The sequence below is a fragment of the Streptococcus pseudopneumoniae genome (assembly GCF_001068775.1).
GTDB lineage: Bacteria > Bacillota > Bacilli > Lactobacillales > Streptococcaceae > Streptococcus > Streptococcus pseudopneumoniae_N.
Genome location: NZ_JWAJ01000097.1, coordinates 1 through 23,324 on the forward strand (window position 1 = coordinate 1; position 23,324 = coordinate 23,324).

The window sequence follows — 23,324 nt, forward strand, 5'->3', positions numbered from 1 at the left end:
CTTTGATTTCTGTCTTGTGTTTTTTCAAGTCCAAGGTGTATCAGGAAGTATGAATACTGACAAGTGAGGGAGAAAAAAGACAAAGATTTGAATCCTTGTCTTTTATCTTTTAAACGTTTTAGCGAAACAGATCTACAATGGTATCCCAGACAGTCTGAGCTTTTTCTTTAATTTTAGCATCCGAAAACGCTCTTCCTGCTTCATCGACCAGATTTTGCGCCCGTCCACGAATATCTGATAGTATATCATCAGACTGTGCACTAGTGTCACTTGTAGTTTGTTTAGGTGCGTTTTCTGGTGCAATGCCATTCATTTTATAAGCATTTTCAACTGTAAAAGTACTTCCTGGTGTATAAGGAAGAATTGTTTCTGCCATACTTCTGAAAATGTGAGCAGCACCATTCGAAGTTGAACCTGCTAAATAGTGGTTTTCATCAGTAGTAGGGAAACCAAGCCAGTGGCTAATGACTAGATCAGGTGTATAGCCAATCACCCATTGATCACTCGTATATTCTGGATTGAAGGCAGCCTCTGTCGTTCCGGTTTTTCCAGCCATAACATAATCATCTGGAGACGAACTTATCCCTGTACCATTTGTAAAGGTTCCTAGCATCATACTTGTCATTTTATCAGCTACCGATTTGTCAACTACTCGTTTTTGAGTGTTTTTATGAGTAGCAATCACTTGACCACTAGCATTTTCAATATGAGTGATAAAGTGAGCATCCGGCATGAGTCCTTCATTTGCAAACACTGCGTATGCTTGGGCCATCTGAAGAGGGTTAGTTTCTACGCCACCACCTAAAGCCACTCCAAGCACATGATCTACATCGCTCATGTTGAGACCAAACTTTTCACCCGCTTCAAAGGCTTTATCAATTCCAAGCTCTTTAACAGTAGCTACTGCAGGAAGATTTAGAGACTCGGCTAAGGCTTGATACATTGGAACTTCTGGTGACGTTTTGATCCCAGCGTAGTTATCAACCTTATAGTCTCCATATTCCATGGTATGATTATCCAACTCTTTATTTAAAGCCCAACCCGCTTCGACTGCTGGTGTATAGACTACTAGAGGCTTAATCGTTGAACCTGGACTTCTTTTGGTTTGGGTTGCATAGTTAAAATTTCTGAAACCTGTTTTATCATCCCCGCCCACTCGACCAACAACTCCTCGAACTCCACCCGTTTTGGGTTCCAATGCGACACTACCTGACTCTGCATGCGTCCCATCTTCAGCTATTGGAAAGAGCGAAGTATTTTGGTATATAACCTGCATATTAGCTTGGTAATTTTGATCTAGCTCCGTATAAATTCGATAACCGTTATTAACGATTTCTTCCTCTGTTAGATTATACTTTTCAATAGCTTCATTAACAACTGCATCAAAATAGGAAGGATAACGGTAGTCTGAGATTTTTCCTTCATACTTATCGTGCAATTGCGAAGTCATATCAACTTCTGCAGCTTCGGTTTCTTGGTTTTTATCAATATATCCTGCTGCAACCATATTTTGCAAAACAGTATCGCGACGATTAGTCGAATCTTGTACGGAATTCAAAGGATTATACAGTTCCGGCCCTTTGAGCATCCCTGCCAGAGTCGCAGCTTGATCCAGACTCACTTCTGATGCAGAAACTCCAAAGTATTTCTTACTCGCATCTTCTACACCCCACACACCATTTCCAAAATAGGCATTGTTCAAATACATGGTTAGAATTTCTTTTTTACTGTATTTTTTGGTTAATTCTAAAGCAAGGAAGAATTCTTTAGCCTTTCTCTGAACAGTTTGGTCTTGTGAAAGATAAGCATTTTTCGCTAACTGTTGGGTAATTGTAGAACCACCACCCGAGCGACCAGCTGTTAGGATAGCTAGGAAAAAGCGACCATAGTTAATTCCACTATTTTTATAGAAGCTTCTATCTTCTGTCGCAATAACAGCATTCTGCAAATCTTCACTAATTTCCGAGAGCTCAACATAGGTTCCTTTTTGGCCTGACAAGGCACCAGCCTCATTCTCTTCTCTATCAAAAATCACCGTTCGTGTTTTCAAAGCATTCTGCAAGTCTGTAACATTTGTCGATTTAGCCAAGGCAAATAGATAAACCCCAACAAACAAGCTTGCACTTAGTCCAAGAATGAGAAAGATTTTTGTCAGATGATAGCGACGCCAAAATTTTCGAATGGGGCCGACTTGCCCAACTTTCTTTCGTCCACCTCTTGACCGTCGCAAGTTAGTCCTCACGTCATCTTCGTTAGTAACGTCATCAATTTCTATTTCAGGGGTATCATTTTCATCTTTCTTAAATAAAGAAAGAAACTTTTCAAATAATGTATCTAATTTCATGCGTTTATTTTATCATCTTCCCCATAGGAAGACAAGAATTTAGCTAGTTTCTCTATCCAAATAATCTATTTTTTGTTACAATATTTGTATGAAATTTACCTTTGTTATCCCTGATTCTCTTCCTGAAATGACTGTCAAAGTTTTCTTGGAGGAGCAACTACTCATTCCGAGAAAAATACGGCATTTCTTGAGAATTAAAAAGCACATTCTCATCAATCAAGAAGAAGTCCACTGGCATCAAACTGTCAAATCCGGAGATGAATGTCAACTGATTTTCGACGAGGAGGATTATCCTACAAAAGAAATTGTTTGGGGAAATCCTAATCTTGTCCAAGAAGTCTACCAAGACCAACATTTGATCATCGTGAACAAACCAGAAGGTATGAAAACTCACGGGAATCAACCAGAAGAAATTGCACTTCTCAATCATGTCAGCGCCTATGTAGGCCAGACTTGCTATGTTGTCCATCGGCTAGACAAGGAAACGAGTGGCCTCGTACTATTTGCTAAAAATCCATTTATACTGCCCATCCTCAATCGATTATTGGAGAAAAAAGAAATCTCCCGCGAATACTGGGCTCTGGTTGAGGGAAAAATAGGAGTTAAAGAGCTTGTCTTTCGAGATAAAATCGGTCGCGATCGTCACGATCGTAGAAAACGGGTGGTGGATTTCAAAAATGGTCAATATGCTGAAACTCATGTAACTCGATTGAAGCAATTTCAAAACAAGACCTCTCTGGTCCGCTGTAGATTAAAAACTGGTCGAACACATCAGATTCGGGTTCATCTATCTCACCACGGACATCCAATCCTTGGAGATCCTCTCTACAATCCACATTCCAAAGCTAGCAGACTAATGTTACACGCATTTAAACTATCCTTTGTCCATCCTTTGACTTTAAACCAATTAAGCTTTACTGCGCTATCAGACACATTTGAAAGAGAATTAAACCAAAATGGATGACACTAGCATCCATTTTTTTCTTATAGATACCAAAAAAGCAAGACCAGTTGACCTTGCTTTTCTATCGACTCAAGAATTATTTAGCGATTTTAGCGAAGTATTCAAGAGTACGTACAAGTTGTGCAGTGTATGACATTTCGTTGTCGTACCATGAAACAACTTTAACCAATTGTTTACCGTCAACGTCAAGAACTTTAGTTTGAGTTGCATCAAACAATGATCCGTAAGACATACCTACAACATCTGAAGATACGATTGGATCTTCTGTGTAACCGTATGATTCATTGGCTACTGCTTTCATAGCTGCATTCACTTCATCAACAGTAACGTTCTTTTCAAGAACAACTACCAATTCAGTTACTGAACCAGTTGGTGTAGGAACGCGTTGTGCAGCTCCGTCAAGTTTACCGTTCAATTCTGGGATTACAAGACCGATAGCTTTAGCAGCACCAGTTGAGTTAGGTACGATGTTAGCAGCACCAGCGCGAGCACGACGGAGATCACCTTTACGGTGTGGTCCATCAAGGATCATTTGGTCACCAGTGTAAGCGTGAATAGTAGTCATCAATCCTTCAACAACACCGAAGTTATCTTGAAGAGCTTTAGCCATTGGAGCCAAGCAGTTTGTAGTACATGAAGCACCTGAGATAACTGTTTCAGTACCGTCAAGAACGTCGTGGTTAGTGTTAAATACAACTGTTTTAACATCCGATCCACCAGGAGCAGTGATAACAACTTTTTTAGCTCCACCTGGGTGCAAGTGTTTTTCAGCAGCTGCTTTAGTAGCAAAGAAACCAGTTGCTTCAAGAACGATTTCTACACCGTCGTTAGCCCAGTCAATTTGTTCTGGATCACGTTCAGCAGAAACTTTAACGAATTTACCGTTAACTTCAAATCCACCTTCTTTAACTTCCACAGTTCCGTCGAAACGACCTTGAGTTGTGTCATATTTCAACAAGTGTGCAAGCATAACTGGATCTGTAAGGTCGTTGATGCGAGTAACTTCAACACCTTCTACGTTTTGGATACGGCGGAAAGCAAGACGACCGATACGTCCGAAACCGTTAATACCAACTTTAACTACCATTAGTGATTTCCTCCTTATGAAAATCATGAAAATTTTATTGTGAAAAGAGTAACTTGAATCACTACAAATCACCTTTCAACATACCTATTATATAACTATTTGAGTTTAATTGCAAGCGCTGGCCTTGTTTTTCTGATAAGCTTTGGTAATATTTTCATTTCTTTACTTAGCCTTGCAGCCTACTCCAATTCTATGCATTTCTTAATAAAAATATATTCTCTAAGCATAAAAAAACCGAGGTTTACCCTCGGTTTTGGCTGATAACGATTATTTACGGCGTCCTGGACGTTCTGCATAACCATAATAAGCATCTGCCATGATTTCTTCCATGTCGGCTACCATCGGCAAGCGTGGGTTAGCAGGTGAACATTGATCCTCATAAGCAAGCAAGGCAATTTCATGCAAGCTGTCTTTCCAAGCTTTTTCATCAATTCCTTGATCCTTGAAATTCATCTTGATACCTACTGCAACACCCAGTTCGTAAACAGCTTTAGCGTATGCTTCAACTGCTTCTTCTGGAGTTGAGTGAGGCAAGCCAAGCATTTTCGCGATGTCTTGGAATTTCTCATCAGCTTTCCAGTAGTTGTATTTAGGCCATGTAGTAGTCTTAGATGGGCGAGTTCCGTTGTAACGGATAACGTATGGAAGCAAGATTGCATTTGTACGTCCGTGAACAGTGTGGTGAACCGCACCAATCTTATGGGCCATTGAGTGACTCATACCAAGGAAGGCATTGGCGAAGGCCATACCAGCCATTGTAGAAGCATTATGCATTTTTTCGCGAGCTTCTGGATCAGCCGTCTTAACTGATTTTTCTAACCATTCGAAGACAAGCTTGATTGTTTGAAGAGCGATACCATCTGTATAATCATTAGCGAAGTTTGAAGTGTAAGCTTCGGTAGCGTGAGTCAACACGTCCATCCCTGTATCAGCAGCGATAAAGTCTGGCACTGATTCAACCAAAGCAGGGTCAACAATGGCAATAGTTGGTGTCAATGAGTAGTCAGCCAATGGGTATTTGCGGTTGTTTTTCTTATCAGAGATAACGGCAAATGGTGTTACTTCTGAACCTGTACCTGAAGTTGTTGGGATACCGATGTACTTCGCTTTCTTGCCAAGTGATGGGAAGCGGAAGGCACGTTTACGAATATCCATGAATTTTTGAACCAAGTCACGGAAGTCGATTTGTGGTTGTTCGTAGAAGAGCCACATTACTTTAGCCGCATCCATTGGAGAACCACCACCAAGTGCGATGATTGTGTCTGGTTCAAATTTTCGCATCACTTCAGTTCCACGTTCTACAGTTGTGATATCTGGATCTGGTTCAACGTCTGAGAAGACTTGGACAGTTACACGGTTGCTACGTTTGTTCAATTGGTCGATAATGCGTTGAACGAAACCGAGTTTTTCGATAGATTTGTCTGTAACAATCATAACGCGTTCAATATCTTCACATGTTTGAAGGTATTGGATAGAATTGCGTTCGAAGTAAATTTTTGAAGGAACTTTAAACCATTGCATATTATTTCTACGTTTCCCTACTTTCTTGATGTTTAGAAGGTTAATTGCACTCACGTTATCACCGACTGAGTTGTGTCCATAAGAACCACATCCAAGTGTCAATGATGGAATGAAGGCATTGTATACGTCACCGATACCACCGAAAGTAGATGGGGAGTTCCAGATAATACGCATTGCTTTGATTTCTGTACCAAAACGTTTAGCAAGGTCTTCGTCTTTTGTATGGATAGCTGCTGAGTGACCAAGTCCATTGAACTCAACCATTTGGCGAGCTTTTTTAAGACCATCTTCTGTATCTTCGGCTTTTAGGACAGCGATTACTGGTGACAATTTTTCACGAGTCAATGGTTCTTTTGGTCCTACTTCTGCACATTCTGCAGCCAAGATGTTTGTTCCTTCTGGAACAGAGAATCCAGCTTGCTCAGCAATCCATGCAGCTGGTTTACCAACGATGTTTGCGTTTAGTTTAGCACCAGCACAGTTTTTGCTGTTAGCTTTCACACCGAAGCAGAATTCTTCGAGAAGAGCTTTTTCTTTTTTGTTTACGAAATAAGTGTGATATGACTTGAATTCTTCAACAAATTCATCATAAACTTCTTTATCAATGATAACTGCTTGTTCTGACGCACAGACCATACCATTATCAAATGATTTAGACATAACGATATCATGAGCAGCTTGACGGAGGTCAGCAGATTTTTCTACATAAGCAGGAACATTCCCGGCACCTACCCCAAGTGCTGGCTTACCACATGAGTAAGCAGCTTTAACCATGGCATTACCACCAGTTGCGAGGATAGTCGCAACACCTTCGTGGTTCATAAGTGCTCCAGTTGCTTCCATTGATGGTTCTGTAATCCATTGAACACAGTTTTCAGGAGCACCAGCTGCAATCGCTGCGTCACGAACAATTTGTGCTGCGTGTGCTGATGATTCTTGTGCTGATGGGTGGAAAGCGAAAACGATTGGGTTACGTGTTTTCAAAGCAATCAATGATTTGAAGATAGCTGTTGAAGTTGGGTTTGTTGTTGGAGTGACACCGCAGATTACACCTACAGGTTCTGCAATTTTAGTCAAACCTGTAATTGGGTCCTCTTCAATAACTCCAACTGTTTTAACGCCACGCATATTGTTCACTACGTGTTCACAGGCAAAAAGGTTTTTTGTTGCCTTATCTTCGAATACCCCACGTCCAGTTTCTTCAACTGCATGTTGTGCAAGAATTCCGTGTGCATCAAGAGCAGCAACAGATGCTTTTGCTACGATGTAGTCAACTTGCTCTTGGTTCAACTTGCGCATTTCGTCAAGTGCAACCAAAGCTTTTTGTACTAATCCATCTACATGCTTTTCAGCAGCGAGTTGTTTTTGCTCAGGTGTCAAAGTTTTTTTATCAGCCATATTTTCCTCCATAGCCTTAAAGGTTTAAACCTTTGTTAAATTTTTCACAAGTATATTATAACTCTTTTTTTAAAATTTGTAAACAGTTTCATGAGCATTTCACAAACTTTTTTTGCTTGTTTGTGAAAATGATATCAAACACCCTTTTGCAGATGCTTTTGAGCCACTGGTTTGTGAATTTTTTTTAAAAGTTTTATTTTTCACAAACTTAATTGTAAAGAGGGGATAGAAATACCTTTCGTTCTAGTGTAAGCGTTTTCTTGCGCTCTAAAAGAAGACCTCCTTCTAGGAGGAGGTTACTGTGCTTGTTGAAATAAACCTTGTTTGAAATCCCCTTCATAGACTACTTCTTGTTCGGTAGTCAGTTTTCCTTTTCCTTCAGCTTGGCCATTTACAAAATCACCCTCATATACCCAGCCTGCTTTGGCTTGGTAGGTGCCTTTACCATTGAAGGCTCCATTACTAAATTCTCCAGTATAGCTATCACCGTTTGCAAAGGTAACAGTTCCCTGACCATTCATCTTACCACGAACTAGGCTTCCATCGTAAACAATGGTATCCCCATCCAGTTTGAGAACTCCTTGCTTGGGAAGATTTGTCAGAAATACTAAACCTGCGCAGACAACAATGATGATTACTGTCGCGATTTCTAGTCGAGGGCGTGTCAAATAGACACTGTATTTTTCATAGAGTTTCTTTATATTTTCCATTTTCACTCTCATTTTCTAAGCGACTTAACCAAGTTCGACAACCAGTTGAAATCCGATCGTAAGTTTCTTCAAAATCACCTGTATACCATGGGTCTGGAACGCTTTCAGATGCAAACGCTTGGATCTTATCTTGTTGATCTTGCGGGCACATCTGATATAAGTCAGCAAGGTTAGACTCATCCATACCAATGATATAGTCAAAATACTCAAAGTCATTTTTAGAAATTTGTTGGGAAGTTTTTGAAGTATCATAAGGAACTCCATGGCTTCGAAAGATTCCTTGCGTCCCTTTGTGGATCGGATTGCCATGTTCCCAGGAAGAAGTCGCTCGGCTTTGAACCTCATACTTATCGGTCAAGGATTTCATCACAAATTCCGCCATAGGACTGCGACAAATATTACCAAGACAGACAAAAGCAATTTTTTTCATTATTCTTCCTCTCACTTATAGAAAAACGGGAATGTGATCCACCCCGTTTTATTCTTCAATAGCACTGCTGTCTTCAATAACAGCTCCTTCAGGTGTGACAGCTTCTTTGACTGGCAAAACTGTTCGAATTGCTGCTAGTTCGAAGGTTAAGTATACGCCATCAACATCAAGAACAATTGTTCTGTTTTCTGTGTCTACTTCATCGACTGTACCGTAGAGACCACCGATAGTGATTACTTCGTAGCCTTTTTGAAGCTTATTGAGGCTTTCCATACGTTTTTCTGCTTGTTTCTTTTGAGAACGTTGCATGAAGAACATCAAGCCCAACATCAAGACAAGCATAATTAAAAATGTTAAATTCCCACCCATTATTTTTACTCCTTTGTAATTCAGATAAAACTACTATAACAAATTTTGCGTGTTTTTACAAGATTAGGCCATGCTTTTATATCAAGAAAGAGGCTGGGACAAAAATTCCCAACCTCGACTTTTTGGCAATATGCCCCTATATTATTTCAAGTTATTCACAAGTTCTACAAGGTTTTCAACTGTAAATCCATATTCTGCTAAAACTTTTGGTGCTGGGGCAGATGCTCCAAAGGTATCAATACCAAGAACTGCTCCATCAAGACCAACGTATTTATACCAGTTTTGAGTTGCTCCCATTTCAACTGCTACACGGCGACGAACTGCATTTGGTAAGATTTCTTCTTTGTAGGCTGCATCTTGTGCGTCAAATACATCTGTAGATGGCATGCTGACTACGCGAACTTTGCCACCTTGACTTGCCAATTCTTTAGCGGCCGCAACAGCAAGATTAACCTCCGAACCAGTCGCAATCAAGATTGTGTCGAAGTCTGCTGCATTTTCATAAACGACATAAGCACCTTTCGCAACCTTGTCAAAGTCTGTTCCTTCTTCAACAGTCAAGTTCTGACGAGTCAAGACAAGAACAGTTGGTGTTTTCTCGCTCTTCACTGCTTGATACCAAGCTGCTTGAGTTTCACGCGCATCTGCTGGACGGAAAACATTGAGGTTTGGAATCGCACGAAGACCTGCCAAATGCTCAATTGGTTCATGAGTTGGACCATCTTCTCCGACTGCGATTGAATCGTGGGTGAAGACATAAGTTACAGGAAGACCTTGTAGAGCTGACAAGCGTACAGCCGCTTTCAGGTAGTCTGAGAATACGAAGAATGTTCCACCATAAACACGAAGTCCACCGTGAAGAGCCATTCCGTTCAAGACAGTACCCATTGCAAATTCACGAACACCAAACTGGATATTACGATTTAAGCGATTTGCATCATCTTGAAGTCCATCAGTTTTGATGTAAGTCATATTTGAATGAGCAAGGTCTGCTGATCCACCAAGGAAGGTTGGCAACTTAGCTGCCACTACATTCAAAGCATCCTGACTTGAGTTACGAGTTGCTTGAGAGAAGCCATTTTCTAAAGCTGGGAAGTCTTCTGGAGTCAACTCAACTGGATCGCGTCCTTCGATAATTGCTTCCACTTCTGCAGCAAGTTCTGGATGAGCTTCTTTGTAATCTGCGACTAGTTTTGTCCATGCTTCATAGGCTGATGCGCCACGGTCTGCAACATTTTCTTTGAAATCATCATAAACTTCTGCTGGGATTTCAAACTGTTCATAGTTCCAACCAAGTGCCTGGCGTGTTGCCGCAGTTTCATCCGCGCCAAGAGGGGCACCGTGTACGGCATTAGTTCCTTGTTTGTTCGGAGAACCATAACCAATAACAGTTTTCACTTCGATCAAAGATGGTTTTCCTGAAGCCTTAGCTTCTTCAATAGCAGCATGAATAGCTTCTAAGTCTGTTCCATCTTCTACCAAGGCTGTATACCAACCATAAGCATTGTAACGATCGCGGACACTTTCTGTGAAAGAATCTTTTGTCTCACCATCCAAGTTGATATCATTTGAATCATAAAGAACAACCAACTTGTCAAGCTTTTGCAAGCCTGCATAAGAAGCAGCTTCACTTGAGACACCTTCCATCAAGTCACCATCTCCACAGATAACGTAAGTGTAGTGGTCAAAGATGTTGTAACCTTCGCGGTTATACTTGGCTGCAAGGAAGCGTTCTGCTTGTGCAAAACCTGTCGCAGTCGCAATCCCTTGTCCTAGAGGGCCTGTTGTTGCATCAACCCCTGCTGTATGACCGAATTCTGGGTGACCTGGAGTTTTAGAGCCCCATTGACGGAAGTTCTTCACTTCATCCATGCTCACATCTTCAAATCCTGAAAGGTGAAGAAGGGCATAAAGAAGCATTGATCCGTGACCAGCTGAAAGAATGAAACGGTCGCGGTTAATCCAGTTTGGTTGAGCTGGATTGATACGAAGTTCTTTAGTGAAAAGGCTGTAAGCCATCGGTGCTGCACCCATTACCACCCCTGGGTGACCTGAGTTGGCTTTATTGATAGCGTCAATACCTAGAAAACGAATCGCATTAACAGATAGATTTGACATAGAATTTCCTTTCTCTTTGAGGTGATAGGTCTATCACATATTCTATTTGTACTATTATATGAAAATTATCCGTATCGTGCAACATACGGATAACCTCCAGAAAAAATTTTTATATTAAAGCAAGGCTTTGAATTGGATATTCGAGTCTTGTTCGAAGCAGTCATCAAAACCACGTGGGTGATGATATTCTATTAAGTGTTGGTCTTGAGGATAAGTGTATTTTCCACCAACTTCCCAGATAAATGGATGGAAATCGTATTGCAAACGATCTTTTCTCATTTTCCAAAGTTCTAGGATTTCATTCGTAGAAGCCATGAAGTTAGACCAGATATCATAGTGAACTGGGATAATGACTTTAGCACGAAGATTTTCTGCCATGCGAAGTAGGTCGATAGAGGTCATTTTATCTTGGATACCAACTGGGTTTTCACCATAGTTATTCAAAGCAACATCAATTTTGAAATCTTTACCATGTTTCGCAAAGTAGTTTGAGAAGTGAGAATCCGCACCATGATAGATGGTTCCACCTGGTGTTTCAAAGACATAGTTAACAGCCTTTTGAGCCATTTCTTCATCAGTAACAGCTAAGCCAGCAAGTTCACCACCTGTCTCATCAGCACCGTTCACTGGTAGAGTTACCAAGCAAGTACGGTCAAATGATTCTACCGCATGAATCTTCATGTCTTTTAGTTCAATAGTATCACCTGGTTTAACAACGATGATGCGTTCTTTTGGAACACCCCATCCTTCCCAGATTCGTCCACAATGGTAAGGACCGATAAACTTAACATGTTCTAACTTAGGATTGTTGAGAATTGCTGCAGCTGTGTATGGGTCGATATGGTCACTATGGAAGTGTGAAACCAAGTAGTAGTCGAGTTCATTGATAGCAAATGGATCGATAACCATTGGCTGAACACGTAAGTTTGGTTGCAATTTACGAACACCTGCCATATTTGCCATTTGGTGTCCGCGAACCATATCTTTCACTTTTTTGGTTGATTTTCCACGGTTTGACCAAAGGTCCATGACAACGTTAGCACCACCTGGTGTCTTAATCCAAGTACCACAGTTGCCTAGCCACCACATGGCAAAGTTTCCTTCAGGAACGACTTCTTCTTCGATTTCTTCGTTCAACCATGTTCCCCACTCTGGGAAAGTAGCTAAAATCCATGATTCTCTTGTAATTTCTTTTACGTTTGGCATTTGAAATCCTCCATATTTTGTTCAAGTATTTATTTCATACTTAGTATAACACCGACCGATATATTAAAAAAGACCAAGAAAAACACAGGCTTGTGTTCATCATTGGACTGTGATGTTTATGATTCATCTAAAAAAGCTTGGATGACTAATTCTTGGTTGATTAAAAGTTGAATTTCTTCTTGTAATTTTGCTGCAGCGTGTTTATCAGATATATAGGTAGTAATAATGGTTGAGAGATTATCCTTGAAGGTCCGACCATTCTTTTGAAGAACCTTATTTTTCATAAAGTCTGTCATGCGTAAAATATCTTCTGCCTCAAGTATGGGATTTACCTTTAGTACTGGGAAGCGACTCTCAAGCTCATCGTTTGTTGTAAGTAGCAAATCAACCTGAGTAATATCCTCCACGCTTTTGAACTGCTCAGTGGTAAAGACTGCCCCAATCTGTTCGTTTGGAAGATAGAAGCGACATTGTTTAAGTAAGAGTTTAGAAACGCCCACTCCTTCATCACACACAATATAAATCTTCTTGGTATTGTTTTGAATCGATGGAGTATACTTTAAAAATCCCCCAACATGAATGGTCAGATAGGCAATCTCATCATCTGTCAATCGAATCTGCCAGGCTTCTTCTAGCACTTCTGCACATCTTTTTGTAATTACGAAAAGCTCACTATACTTGGAACGAATCTGACGTGTCAAAGGATTTTTTGAGAAGATCCCATAGTTTTTTCTAAATAGTAGAGCCTTACAGTGAATCACGAGATTTCTCAACAAGTCTTCTTTCTGTTCAATCTCCATTCTGGTTTGAGATTCAAAATACCAAATAAACTCTTCTAAAGCTCTTCTCAAATGTTGAAAATCTTTACTTTCTGCATGGATGTCTCGATCTTTTCGATAGGATAACAAAAGAATGGCCAAGAGAGATGTATCTAATTCTGAAAACGAGATGCCAAATGTTTCAAACAAGCGTTCTCCTAGTTTCTTAGACACCTGGTATTCTATCCTCTTTCGAATCAATGAAAATTCTTGATCAATTTCTTGATGTTTATCTTGATTTCGAGTAACGGTATCACACCCTAGTAGAAGATAGGGAAGGACCTGTAACATAAAGGTGACTTCGTGATGGTTTATTTTTTTCCCTAAATTTTGCTCAACCAGTGGAACTTGTTTTTTGAGGAATTGATTGACCTCATCAGAAAGAAGCATCTCATCTTCTAATCGCTCCTTGATTTTCTCCTCTAAAATAGCTACAAAAGCTGGGGTCTCCTCTATAAAGATATGATAGAGAAGGGATTGAAGATACTGGATTTTATTAAGAGGGTGTGCATTCAAGTAGTAACCACGAGATTTACTAACTTGAAGTGTTACTTGATACTGCTCCAAGGTTAGCTGGTAACGAATGCTATTTAAGTCATTAAGGACTGTATTTCGAGAGACTTCTGTTAATTCCATGAGTTTTTCAAGCGTGATTCTCTCTTTGGAAATACCAATCAGAAGTAGCATCAGCTGCATTCGCTCGTTGGCACTCATGATGTAATCATAAGAATCAACTTCGTCTAATAATTGACGACAAGCTTCTCTTTGTTCCTCGGTTAAGTGAATACCAATCCGAGGCAGACTGATGATATGCAAATTCTCATCATCCAAAGCATCATTGATTTTATCAATGTGATAGTAGATTTTTCTTCGAGATTGAGCTAGATCTTTTGAAATGGCCATAATCGTTTTGGACGTTTCTTGATCCATCAAATATTGAAGCAAGTCACAGCTCGCCTTATCTAAAACCATAATTCATACTCCTCTATTTGTCAATCGCTTCCAAAACAACTTTATAATGGTATCACATTCGTAAAGACTTTGCAATTATGTACTGTAAACTCTTAACAGTGGATACTTACAACTACAAAAGCGAGGCTTGGATCGTAAGGTCCTAGCCTCTTTTCAATTCAATTTCTTATTTCTTTTGACCGTAATAAGCATTTGGTCCATGTTTACGTTGGTAGTGCTTTTCTAGGATGTACTGGGGAGCAGGTTCAACTCTTGGATTGATTTGCTCTGTGAAGCGATTCATCTTAGATACTTCCTCTAGTACAACTGAGTGATAAACAGCATTTTCTGGATTTTTGCCCCAGGTGAATGGACCGTGATTGCGCACGACAATCCCTGGAACTTCAACTGGATTAAGACCACGACGCTCAAACTCTTCCACGATGACCAGGCCAGTATCTTTTTCATAGGCCACTTCTACTTCATCCTTAGTCAAACTACGAGCGCAAGGGATTGAACCGTAGAAATAATCTGCATGGGTTGTTCCATAGAAAGGAATATCACGACCTGCCTGAGCCCAACCAACAGCTTCTGTCGAATGGGTATGGACCACACTAACAATCTCTGGCCAAGCCTTATATAACTGCACATGAGTTGGAAGGTCCGAAGATGGTCTTAAATCTCCTTCTAGAACCTTGCCATCCAGGTCAGTTACCACCATGTTTTCAGGTGTCAATTCGTCATAATCTACGCCTGATGGTTTGATAACAATGACACCGAGTTCGCGATTGACTTCAGATACATTGCCCCAGGTAAATTTAACAAGTCCATGTTTTGGCAATGATTGATTGGCATCACAGACTCGTTTACGCATAGCATTGATTACTTGATTCATCTTACATCAAACCTGCTTTCTTAATTAGTGGATAGAGAAAAGCTTGCGCCTCTTGAATGGCTGCGCGTGTTTCTTCTACAGTTTCACAATTTTCAGACCACATTTCGATTAGGAAAGGTCCATTATAATTAGTTTGTTTTAAAATATCGAAAGCTTCTTCCCATTTGACACAACCTTGCCCGAAAGGTACATCTCGGAATTGGCCCTTTGAACTTTCTGTCACTGCATAAGTATCCTTGAGATGGAGAGCGGCGATAGCATGGTGACCTAGATAGAACTCACTATAGACATCATTATGCCAGGCAGATACATTACCAATATCTGGGTAGACAAAAAGGTAGGGAGAGTCAATCTCTTTTTCTACAGCCAAGTATTTTTCGATGCTATTGATAAAAGGATCATCCATAATTTCAATGGCAAGTACCACCTGAGCTTCTTCAGCCCAGTCACAAGCTTTTCTCAAATTTTTGATAAAACGTTGGCGTGTCTGGGGTGACTTTTCCTCATAGTAAACATCGTAACCAGCTAATTGAATCGTACGAACTCCCAAGTCTTGGGCTAATTCGATACATTTTTTCATGAGTTCTAGAGATTTTTCCTCTAGAACTGGATCATTTGATCCCAATGGGTAGCGACGATGACCTGAAAAACAGATAGAAGGAATACGAACTCCAGTTTCATAGATCGCTTTGACAACTTCCAAGCGTTCTTCCTTGCTCCAGTCAAGTCTTGCTAAACGCTCATCACGTTCGTCAATAGACATCTCGACAAAATCAAAGCCTAACTCCTTAGCAAAATTTAAACGTTCTAGCCAAGTAAAGTGTGTCGGGGTTGCCTTTTCATAAATTCCAATTGGACGTGCCATGGTTTACCCCCAAATTCGTTTGATTTCATCCTTGAAGGCACGCGCTGCTCCTGCTGGATCCGCAGCCTCTGTAATTCCACGACCTGCGATAAAGGTAAAAACATCAACACCTTCAAAGAGTTTGAGAGTATCTACATCTAGACCACCTGTTACAGAAACTCGGAAGCCCATGTCAATGAGTTTTTTAACCTTATTAAGGTCTTTTTCACCCCAAGTTTCACCAGCAAGAAGGGCATCACGAGATTGGTGATAGATAGCTTGTGAGATACCTGCATCTAGCCAAAGCTGAGCTTGTTCAAAAGTCCAATCACCATAAAGCTCGATCTGGATTTCGCCTCGGTCCCCACGTTCAGCCTTGATAGCCTTTAGAGCGGCTTCCATAGTAGGGATGGTTGCACAACAGATACAAGTCATCCAATCTGCTCCACGAACGGCATTATTTTTGGCAACTGTTCCACCAGCATCAGCACATTTTGTGTCTGCTACAATAATCTTATCTGGGAAAAGGCTTCGCAAGACCTCAACCAGTTCACTTCCAACTTGAAGCAAGCAAACAGTTCCAGCTTCGATAATATCTACTTCCTGACCAACAGAAACAGCTGCTTTAATTGCTCCTTGCAAGTCTGAATGGTCTAATGCAACTTGTAAATTAGGTATTCTTTTTGTCATCTCTTTATTCCTCTTTCTAACTTTCCAAATCCAATCCTTCGAGATAAGGGCTATCCTTAGATTCTTCAATCATCGCCAAGACATCTTCTTTAGTCTGGCAAGCCTGTAAACGTGCGATAGAATCTTCTAATTCAAATAAGGCAATGATTTGTGGAATAGCTACACTTGTGTGAATTTTTGAGCTTGTTGCTGCTAGTGCCAACAAAACAGAGACCTCTTTCCCATCTGGAAATACAACAGGATTTTGCAAGGTAATCAATGAAAAGGCATCTCTTTGTACTCCAGCTTCAGGTCTAGCATGGGGCATAGCCATACCTGGCATCAAGATATAGTAAGGACCATACTCTTCAGTCGATTCGATGATAGCATCGTAATACTCTGGCAAAATCGCCCCACTTTCAATCAAGGGATCTACTGCTACCTTGACTGCTTCTTTCCAATCGTTAGCTTCTAAACCTAGTCGGATCGAGTCATTGTCAATTAAAGCTTGTTTTAAATTCATATCTGCCTCCTTTATTTAAAGAGGGAGAAGGACAGAAACGATAACTCTCAGTTTCTGTCCAGCCCCCTCCAACCTTTTACTGTAGTGCTTGACTGAGTTTTTCAGTAATTTCTTTATCATCCATCAAGTTGTCAAGCCCAATTAACTTCCCATTAGTCCGACCTTCCAATTCTTGGATTAAATGAAGAGAAGCGATTACGATGTCATAGCCTGCTGCTAAACCTTTTGCTTCACCGACACTGCATGAATTGACTGTAAAATCTGTTTGATTAAGTTTACGGAGGGCATTTTCAACCTTCATCTTGATAACCATAGATGAACCCATTCCATTTCCGCACGCTGCTAATACTTTAACCATTTTATTTTCTCCTTTTCTAGAAACTATGCTTCTTCTTGAACTTCACCCTTGTAGTATTTTTCTTTATCTTTTGCTTTGGCAAATTGAAGTTGAGGAATAACAAGCAAGAAGAGACATACAAGTACATAACCAACAATACCGAGATATTTGAAGATGTATCCAAATCCAAGCCATGGGAATTCGAAGTCGATATTTCCATGGTAACCACCGTAAGATGCTAAGTCGAGAAGGGCCACACAAAGAGCTCCTAGAGCAACTTGAAGGACACCTGAGATGAAAGATAGGATAACGGCTGCTTTCCATCCGCCACGCTTATCAGCATAGACCGCGATGGCGGCATTATCAAAGAACACTGGTACAAATCCTGTAATAATAAGAATCGGATTTTTAAAGACGATGAGCAAGACAATTGTAATCAATTGACCAATCAAACCAAAGGCAAATCCTGACAAGACCGCATTTGGTGAACCAAATCCATAAGAAGCCGCAACGTCGACCGCTGGGAATGAACCTGGCAACAATTTGTTTGAAATACCTTGGAAGGCATTTGTCAACTCAGATACGAACATGCGGACACCTTGCATCAAAACGAACAAGTAAACAGAGAAGGTGAAGGCTGTTTGGATAATGTACATAAAGAAATCTTGTTTTGCAGGATTAAATAGAGTTCCTGAAGTGATGACTTCTTTATTAGACATAATGTCTGGACCCAAGATTAAAAGAATAGCTCCGAAGAATACGAGCATCAAAGTAGCAGAGGCAACAACTGTATCATGGAAGATTGAGAGGAACTTAGGCAATTTAAGATTGTCTAGACTTTCTTCTTTCTTGCCAAAGCGTCCTGCCACTTTATCTACAAACCAGATTGCAAATTGTTGTTGGTGACCAATCGCAAATCCGCCACCACCAGTCAGACGTTGAGTTGCCTCAACAGTCATATTTGAACTAACTGCCCAGTAAAGGCCACAGATGATACCGATTGCTGCTGTACCATAAGCATTGCGCAATTGTGGGACTAAGAATAGAACCATAAGAGATACAGTCGCAGCTTGTTGTACCATAATGTGACCAGTAATAAAGAGGGTTCTTACTTTCGTAATCTTGCGTAGAGCTACAAGCAAGATATTTACTCCAAAACCGATCAATAGAGCTGTAGTTGCAGTCCCAACGAAATCTGGAAACTCTGCTGCAATTTTGTTGTTTGCTGCAGCAAGTCCAAAGTAAGGGTCAATAACCGCTGCACCGATTTGAAATTTATAGTTAAGGGCTGCCAAGATTGGACGGAAGGTTGTAACCAAACCACCAGCACCCACGTTGAGCAACATATATCCTACTGTTGCTTTAACGAAACCTGAGAAAACGTCATGAGCAGGTTTTTTCAAAAGTGCGTATCCTATTAGCACCAATAAACCTACGAAAAATGCGGGATTCTGCAAAATATTGCTAGAAAACCAATTTAGAACACTTGAAATGACTTCCATAATTGTTCTCCTTTTGAATTGTTTTTGTAAGTTTATTATATAATGTGAAAACGGAAACAAAAAGACCAAGAATTACACAGCGGACTGTTCACTCTTGGACTGTATGATTTATGATATTTTAATAATCGTCCGATTTTCTCGTAGCTAGATAATAAGGAAGAATTATATTATAAGATTCCAGTAGGGCTTCTAGGATTTCTTCTTCAGATAAATTTTCTGTCACTGGAACATCTATCTTCACCAAAACTTTTCGGACTTCCTGATGGGATAGTTTTTCTCTTAAAATTTGACGTTTTTCCTCAGTAGCCTCCATCTTGTGACTTTCTCCATTTGAGTAGACTAGATAGTAAATTCCGTCTAATACTGGAACTTCTAGGACCTTGGCCTGTTTGCCTAATGTTCGCTCATCCTTCTTACGTTCGATAAAACTAACTTCAAGCGAAACTCCAAAATCAGAAGGACTTCCATACAAACGAAGGGCCAACATAGGCTCTGTCACTTCTCCCTCACGCTGTAGATAGGCCCAGAAATGCGGTCGCAAACGTTGGGCTTGATTCATCCACTGACTCGTCCCTTGGAGATCCCATTCTGGATGTCTTTCTTGAAAAGCCTTGGCTAAGTGTGCAAAGACCTTTCTAGCCTCCTGCCCCTTACTCCTCAAATAAAGCATTTTTTCAGCTTCTTGACCTGCCTTCTCGGGTTTTTGATACTGTAAACCAGAGAAAGCTAGATATTCTCTCATTGTATTCAACATAAGATCAACCTCCCTTAGCTAGCAAAAAATCAGGATGCCCCTGATTTTGCTTTGATTATTCTGTATCAACCACAACGTAACGATTTGGTTCATCACCTTCTGAATAACTAGTGACACCCTCCATACGTGAAATAATACGATGGATGATTTTACGTTCGCTACTAGACATTGGATCAGTCACCTGACTACGCCCCTCTTCTAGGACACGTGTAGCTAACTTCTGTGCATAGCTCTGCAAGACTTCTGCACGGTGCTCTACATAATCATTAACATTGATGGTAATATAGAAGGTTCTTGAATAGCGGTTATAAAGATAATTTTGCGCTAAAAGCTGGAGAGATTTCAAAACCTTACCATGGTAACCGATAATACGACCCGGTTCATTGGTATCAATTTGCATATTGATAGAACGGCGATTTGAGGTACTTGAAATTGCTCCCTCAACATCCATATCATCAATAATACCTTGAACATAGTTGGTCACTTCTTCGACCACCTGGTCAATATCATAGGTCGGTTCAATCTTCAAACCTAGATTTTCTAAATCATCATTCTGCTCGACTTCTTCCTGTTCTTCCTGCTCTTTAGATTCTTCTGGCAGTAAATCTTTTAGAATGGCAATATGACCAGTCTCCTCTAAAATTGTACTAGCCTCTTTCTCATTTTTTAGAATTTCGGCCTTAACCTCTTCAGAGATCCCTTGCCCTTCTTCCTCGATTTTCTTGATTGCTTCAACAACATGACCTAAGTCTACTGTTGCCTCACTAACAGTCTTAACGGGTTCGTTCTTAGCATTAACTTCCTTTGGAACTCCTTTGACTGCTTGCTGATTTGCCTTCACAACAGTTGTCTCACTAATTGCTTCGATATCAACTTGCGCTGGTTTCTTCCCAAAAAGGCCAAAGAAACCTTTTTTCTCCCTTGAGACAACCTTAATATGCGCCTTCATTCTAGGAATCCCCAATTCCTTCAATCCCGTTTGGATCGCTTCCTCAACAGTTGAACCTGTAAATAATACCATTACAAGATTCCTCCTTACTTTTTCTTTTTCTGTGCTTTCTTGAGAGCTTTTCTCTTCTTGATTTCTAAATCCTTCTTAGCCTGTACTCCCGCCTCACGCTCTGCAATAATCTTGAATGGATTGTTGAGCAAATAGGTTTGGAGCACCTGATAAGCATTGGATACCGCCCAGTATAAGGCAACCCCACTTGGTGAATACATGGCAAAGAAGAAAATCATTACTGGCATTGCATACATCATCCCTGTCATGGCGCCATTTTTCTCAACCATGGCCTTATTGGATAACCACGTGCTAAGGAAAGTAAAGATAGCTGCCAGAATAGGCAAAACAAAAGTCGTATCAACACCACCAAGGTTAATCCATAAGAAATGACCCGTTTTTAGAAATTCTACCCTACTCAAAGCTTGGAACAAGGCCAACAAGACTGGCATTTGGATTAAGATTGGCCAGAGAGAAGCTGACTGTTTGACACCATGTTGCTTGAACAACTGACGCATTTCTTGGTCCAACTTGGTACGGCTCTCCATATCCCGTCCCGGATAACGTTCTCGCAACTCCTTAACCAGTGGTTGTACTTCTTGCATCTTTCTAGATGCCACCATTTGTATCTGAAAGACTGGTAAAAGAATGGTTCTGATTAAAAGGGTAAATAAAATAATCCCCAGACCAATACTTGTATCAAATGATAAAAAGCGAATGGTTTCAGCAAAAAAATAAACAAATTTACTCCAAAAACCTGTTGATTCAGCTGTAATCTCACTCGTCGTACCACTAGCCGTGCAGGCGCTCATCACAAATAAAGCAAGCACCATTAAGCTAGTCAACTGTAATTTCTTTTTCACTCCCATTTCCTTCCTGGTAAATCTTTGATAACTTTAATACGTGAAGTAGATTTTTTTCCATTTCCGCGTAGTCCAAAATTTCAACACCTTTTCGAGCAATCACAACAAAATCTACATTTTCAACCAGCTGATTTTTATGTTCAATCAGAATATGTCGAATTCTTCTCTTGATCTGATTCCTCGTGACAGCGTTTCCTAATTTTTTACTGACAGATAGGCCAACTCGAAAATGCTGTTCATTATTTTCTAATCGATAAATAACAAATTTACGATTAGCAAAACTCTCCCCTTTTTTAAATATTGCACTAAAATCTTTCTCTTTTTTTACACGAAAGCGTTTTTTCAAAATTCAACTCCATCTATTAAAACTACTACTATTATACCATAATTTTTCAAAAAGCCAATCATAGCAAGGTTTTAGCCCGTTTTACAGAATGAAAAAACTAGTTTCATCCTTTAAATCATCTTATTTTTAAACAAATTTACAAATTTGAACATGCTACTTTCTTTATTTTCTCTTGATATAAAACAAAAGTCACTCCAAAGAGTGACTTTTGTAGGAGATTATTATGAAAAAGTTAGGATTTCTATTAAATAAAGTTAGGAGGTCTTTATTTAATGATAGTAGTATACAGGTCTATCCTTAAATCCAACTTAAACAGATTTCACTTCTTTTTAATTTTTAAAACTATGGATTGGAGCCGGGATTTGCCCTCCACGTGCAATGAAGTCGACAGACGAGGCACCGTTAACTTTCATGACTGGAGCCGTTCCTAGAAGGCCACCAAATTCAATCATATCGCCTTCTTTTCCTTTTGGAATAATACGTACAGCAGTTGTTTTCATATTGATGACTCCGATAGCAGCTTCATCCGCAATCATTGCCGCAATCGTTTCTGCAGGTGTATCCTCAGGAATGGCAATCATATCCAAACCAACTGAACAGATAGCCGTCATAGCTTCTAGTTTTTCCAAATTAAGGGAGCCGTTTTGCACTGCAGCAATCATCCCCTCGTCCTCAGAAACTGGGATAAAGGCACCAGACAAACCACCAACTTGGTTGCAAGCCATAACTCCGCCTTTTTTAACTTGATCGTTCAAGAGAGCCAAGGCAGCAGTCGTTCCATGAGTCCCAACTGTCTCTAGCCCCATTTCTTCAAGAACACGAGCTACAGAATCACCCACTGCTGGAGTTGGAGCTAAACTTAAATCGACAATCCCAAAATCAACTCCGAGGCGCTCACTAGCCATTTGACCAACCAATTGACCAATACGGGTAATCTTGAAAGCCGTTTTTTTAACAGTTTCAGCAACAACATCAAAGCTCTGACCTCGAACCTTTTCCAAGGCACGTTTGACAACACCCGGTCCTGAAACACCTACATTGATGATGACATCTGCTTCACCTACACCATGAAAAGCTCCTGCCATAAAAGGATTGTCCTCTACCGCGTTGGCAAATACAACCAATTTAGCCGCCCCCATATCAGATAAAGAAGCTGTTTCCTTAATAACGCGCCCCATATCCGCTACTGCAGTCATATTGATGCCCGATTTGGTAGAACCGATATTTACTGATGAACAAACCTTATCCGTTTCTGCCAATGCACGAGGAATGGAGTTGATAAGGATTTCATCACCTTTTTGATAACCCTTTTGTACCAAGGCTGAAAAACCACCAATGAAGTCAACACCAATTTCTTTCGCAGCTTTATCCAGTGCTTTAGCTAAGACTACATAATCCGTCGCATCGGTAGCAGCACCAATCAGGGAAATTGGAGTTACAGACACACGTTTATTCACAATAGGAATTCCTAACTCAGCCGCAATTTCATCCCCAACAGCCACTAAATTAGCAGCTTTTGTAGTAATCTTTTCATATATTTTATCCGCAGCACGATTGATATCTGGATCGATACAGTCCAAAAGGGAAATCCCCATGGTAATGGTTCTAATGTCAAAGTTTTGCTCCTCAATCATAGCGATTGTTTCGGTAACTTGTCTAATATCCATAAATACCT

21 protein-coding genes are annotated in these 23,324 nt (G+C 40.3%); 1 reads left to right on the plus strand and 20 read right to left on the minus strand.

The features are described 5' to 3' along the window. Positions 1-118: 118 nt before the first annotated feature. A complete protein-coding gene (pbp2a, locus tag ADF68_RS04660) occupies positions 119-2,344 on the minus strand; it encodes a penicillin-binding protein PBP2A (RefSeq protein ID WP_049548831.1) in 2,226 nt (741 codons plus the stop codon). An 88-nt stretch (positions 2,345-2,432) separates the two neighbouring features. On the opposite strand from pbp2a, the gene ADF68_RS04665 reads away from it, so the two are divergent. Beyond that, entirely contained in the window at positions 2,433-3,308 is an 876-nt protein-coding gene (locus ADF68_RS04665) for a pseudouridine synthase (RefSeq protein WP_152901832.1), read from the plus strand. A 76-nt stretch (positions 3,309-3,384) separates the two neighbouring features. Here ADF68_RS04665 and gap read toward each other — a convergent pair whose 3' ends face one another. From gap to ADF68_RS04760, 19 genes are all read right to left on the minus strand, one after another. Beyond that, a complete protein-coding gene (gene gap, locus ADF68_RS04670) occupies positions 3,385-4,395 on the minus strand; it encodes a type I glyceraldehyde-3-phosphate dehydrogenase (RefSeq protein WP_045762475.1) in 1,011 nt (336 codons plus the stop codon). 267 nt (positions 4,396-4,662) lie between these two features. Continuing rightward, entirely contained in the window at positions 4,663-7,314 is a 2,652-nt protein-coding gene (adhE, locus tag ADF68_RS04675) for a bifunctional acetaldehyde-CoA/alcohol dehydrogenase (RefSeq protein ID WP_049548832.1), read from the minus strand. A gap of 296 nt (positions 7,315-7,610) precedes the next feature. After that, entirely contained in the window at positions 7,611-8,024 is a 414-nt protein-coding gene (locus ADF68_RS04680; protein ID WP_049548833.1) for an MORN repeat-containing protein, read from the minus strand. Beyond that, complete coding sequence (locus ADF68_RS04685) at positions 7,999-8,454, minus strand: low molecular weight protein-tyrosine-phosphatase (protein WP_049548834.1); 456 nt, start codon at positions 8,452-8,454, stop codon at positions 7,999-8,001. The genes ADF68_RS04680 and ADF68_RS04685 overlap by 26 nt, the downstream gene beginning before the upstream one ends. A 48-nt stretch (positions 8,455-8,502) precedes the next feature. Then, a complete protein-coding gene (gene yajC, locus ADF68_RS04690) occupies positions 8,503-8,823 on the minus strand; it encodes a preprotein translocase subunit YajC (RefSeq protein WP_049548835.1) in 321 nt (106 codons plus the stop codon). Between the two features lie 141 nt (positions 8,824-8,964). Further along, positions 8,965-10,941, minus strand: a complete 1,977-nt coding sequence (gene tkt / locus ADF68_RS04695) for a transketolase (protein WP_049548836.1) — start codon at positions 10,939-10,941, stop codon at positions 8,965-8,967. Positions 10,942-11,055: 114 nt separating this feature from the next. After that, on the minus strand, positions 11,056-12,147 hold the full coding sequence (ulaG, locus tag ADF68_RS04700) for an L-ascorbate 6-phosphate lactonase (protein WP_006153413.1): 1,092 nt from the start codon (positions 12,145-12,147) through the stop codon (positions 11,056-11,058). A gap of 116 nt (positions 12,148-12,263) precedes the next feature. Then, a complete protein-coding gene (locus ADF68_RS04705; RefSeq protein ID WP_049548837.1) occupies positions 12,264-13,937 on the minus strand; it encodes a BglG family transcription antiterminator in 1,674 nt (557 codons plus the stop codon). A gap of 166 nt (positions 13,938-14,103) precedes the next feature. After that, a complete protein-coding gene (locus ADF68_RS04710) occupies positions 14,104-14,811 on the minus strand; it encodes an L-ribulose-5-phosphate 4-epimerase (RefSeq protein ID WP_049548838.1) in 708 nt (235 codons plus the stop codon). A 1-nt stretch (position 14,812) separates the two neighbouring features. Beyond that, positions 14,813-15,676, minus strand: a complete 864-nt coding sequence (locus tag ADF68_RS04715) for an L-ribulose-5-phosphate 3-epimerase (RefSeq protein WP_006153346.1) — start codon at positions 15,674-15,676, stop codon at positions 14,813-14,815. Positions 15,677-15,679: 3 nt separating this feature from the next. Then, positions 15,680-16,345: a 3-keto-L-gulonate-6-phosphate decarboxylase UlaD gene (locus ADF68_RS04720; RefSeq protein ID WP_049548839.1), complete on the minus strand. Its 666-nt coding sequence runs from the start codon at positions 16,343-16,345 to the stop codon at positions 15,680-15,682. A gap of 16 nt (positions 16,346-16,361) precedes the next feature. After that, positions 16,362-16,847 carry a PTS sugar transporter subunit IIA gene (locus ADF68_RS04725; RefSeq protein ID WP_049548840.1) on the minus strand — a complete coding sequence of 162 codons (486 nt, stop codon included), beginning with the start codon at positions 16,845-16,847 and terminating at the stop codon, positions 16,362-16,364. Positions 16,848-16,923: 76 nt separating this feature from the next. Next, complete coding sequence (locus ADF68_RS04730) at positions 16,924-17,205, minus strand: PTS sugar transporter subunit IIB (RefSeq protein ID WP_000241466.1); 282 nt, start codon at positions 17,203-17,205, stop codon at positions 16,924-16,926. A gap of 23 nt (positions 17,206-17,228) precedes the next feature. Further along, positions 17,229-18,686 carry a PTS ascorbate transporter subunit IIC gene (locus tag ADF68_RS04735; RefSeq protein WP_049548841.1) on the minus strand — a complete coding sequence of 486 codons (1,458 nt, stop codon included), beginning with the start codon at positions 18,684-18,686 and terminating at the stop codon, positions 17,229-17,231. Between the two features lie 118 nt (positions 18,687-18,804). Continuing rightward, positions 18,805-19,440, minus strand: coding sequence for a hypothetical protein (locus ADF68_RS04740; protein WP_049548842.1), 636 nt, complete (start codon positions 19,438-19,440; stop codon positions 18,805-18,807). A 55-nt stretch (positions 19,441-19,495) separates the two neighbouring features. After that, positions 19,496-20,461, minus strand: a complete 966-nt coding sequence (gene jag, locus ADF68_RS04745) for an RNA-binding cell elongation regulator Jag/EloR (protein ID WP_049548843.1) — start codon at positions 20,459-20,461, stop codon at positions 19,496-19,498. Positions 20,462-20,475: 14 nt separating this feature from the next. Further along, on the minus strand, positions 20,476-21,303 hold the full coding sequence (locus ADF68_RS04750; RefSeq protein WP_000728106.1) for a YidC/Oxa1 family membrane protein insertase: 828 nt from the start codon (positions 21,301-21,303) through the stop codon (positions 20,476-20,478). Then, the gene (gene rnpA, locus ADF68_RS04755) at positions 21,278-21,649 is read right to left on the minus strand and encodes a ribonuclease P protein component (protein WP_045762469.1); all 372 of its coding nucleotides are present in this window, start codon (positions 21,647-21,649) and stop codon (positions 21,278-21,280) included. Before rnpA ends, ADF68_RS04750 begins: the two co-directional genes overlap by 26 nt. Before the next feature lie 329 nt (positions 21,650-21,978). Beyond that, positions 21,979-23,316, minus strand: a complete 1,338-nt coding sequence (locus ADF68_RS04760; RefSeq protein ID WP_049548844.1) for a PFL family protein — start codon at positions 23,314-23,316, stop codon at positions 21,979-21,981. Between the last annotated feature and the right edge of the window lie 8 nt (positions 23,317-23,324).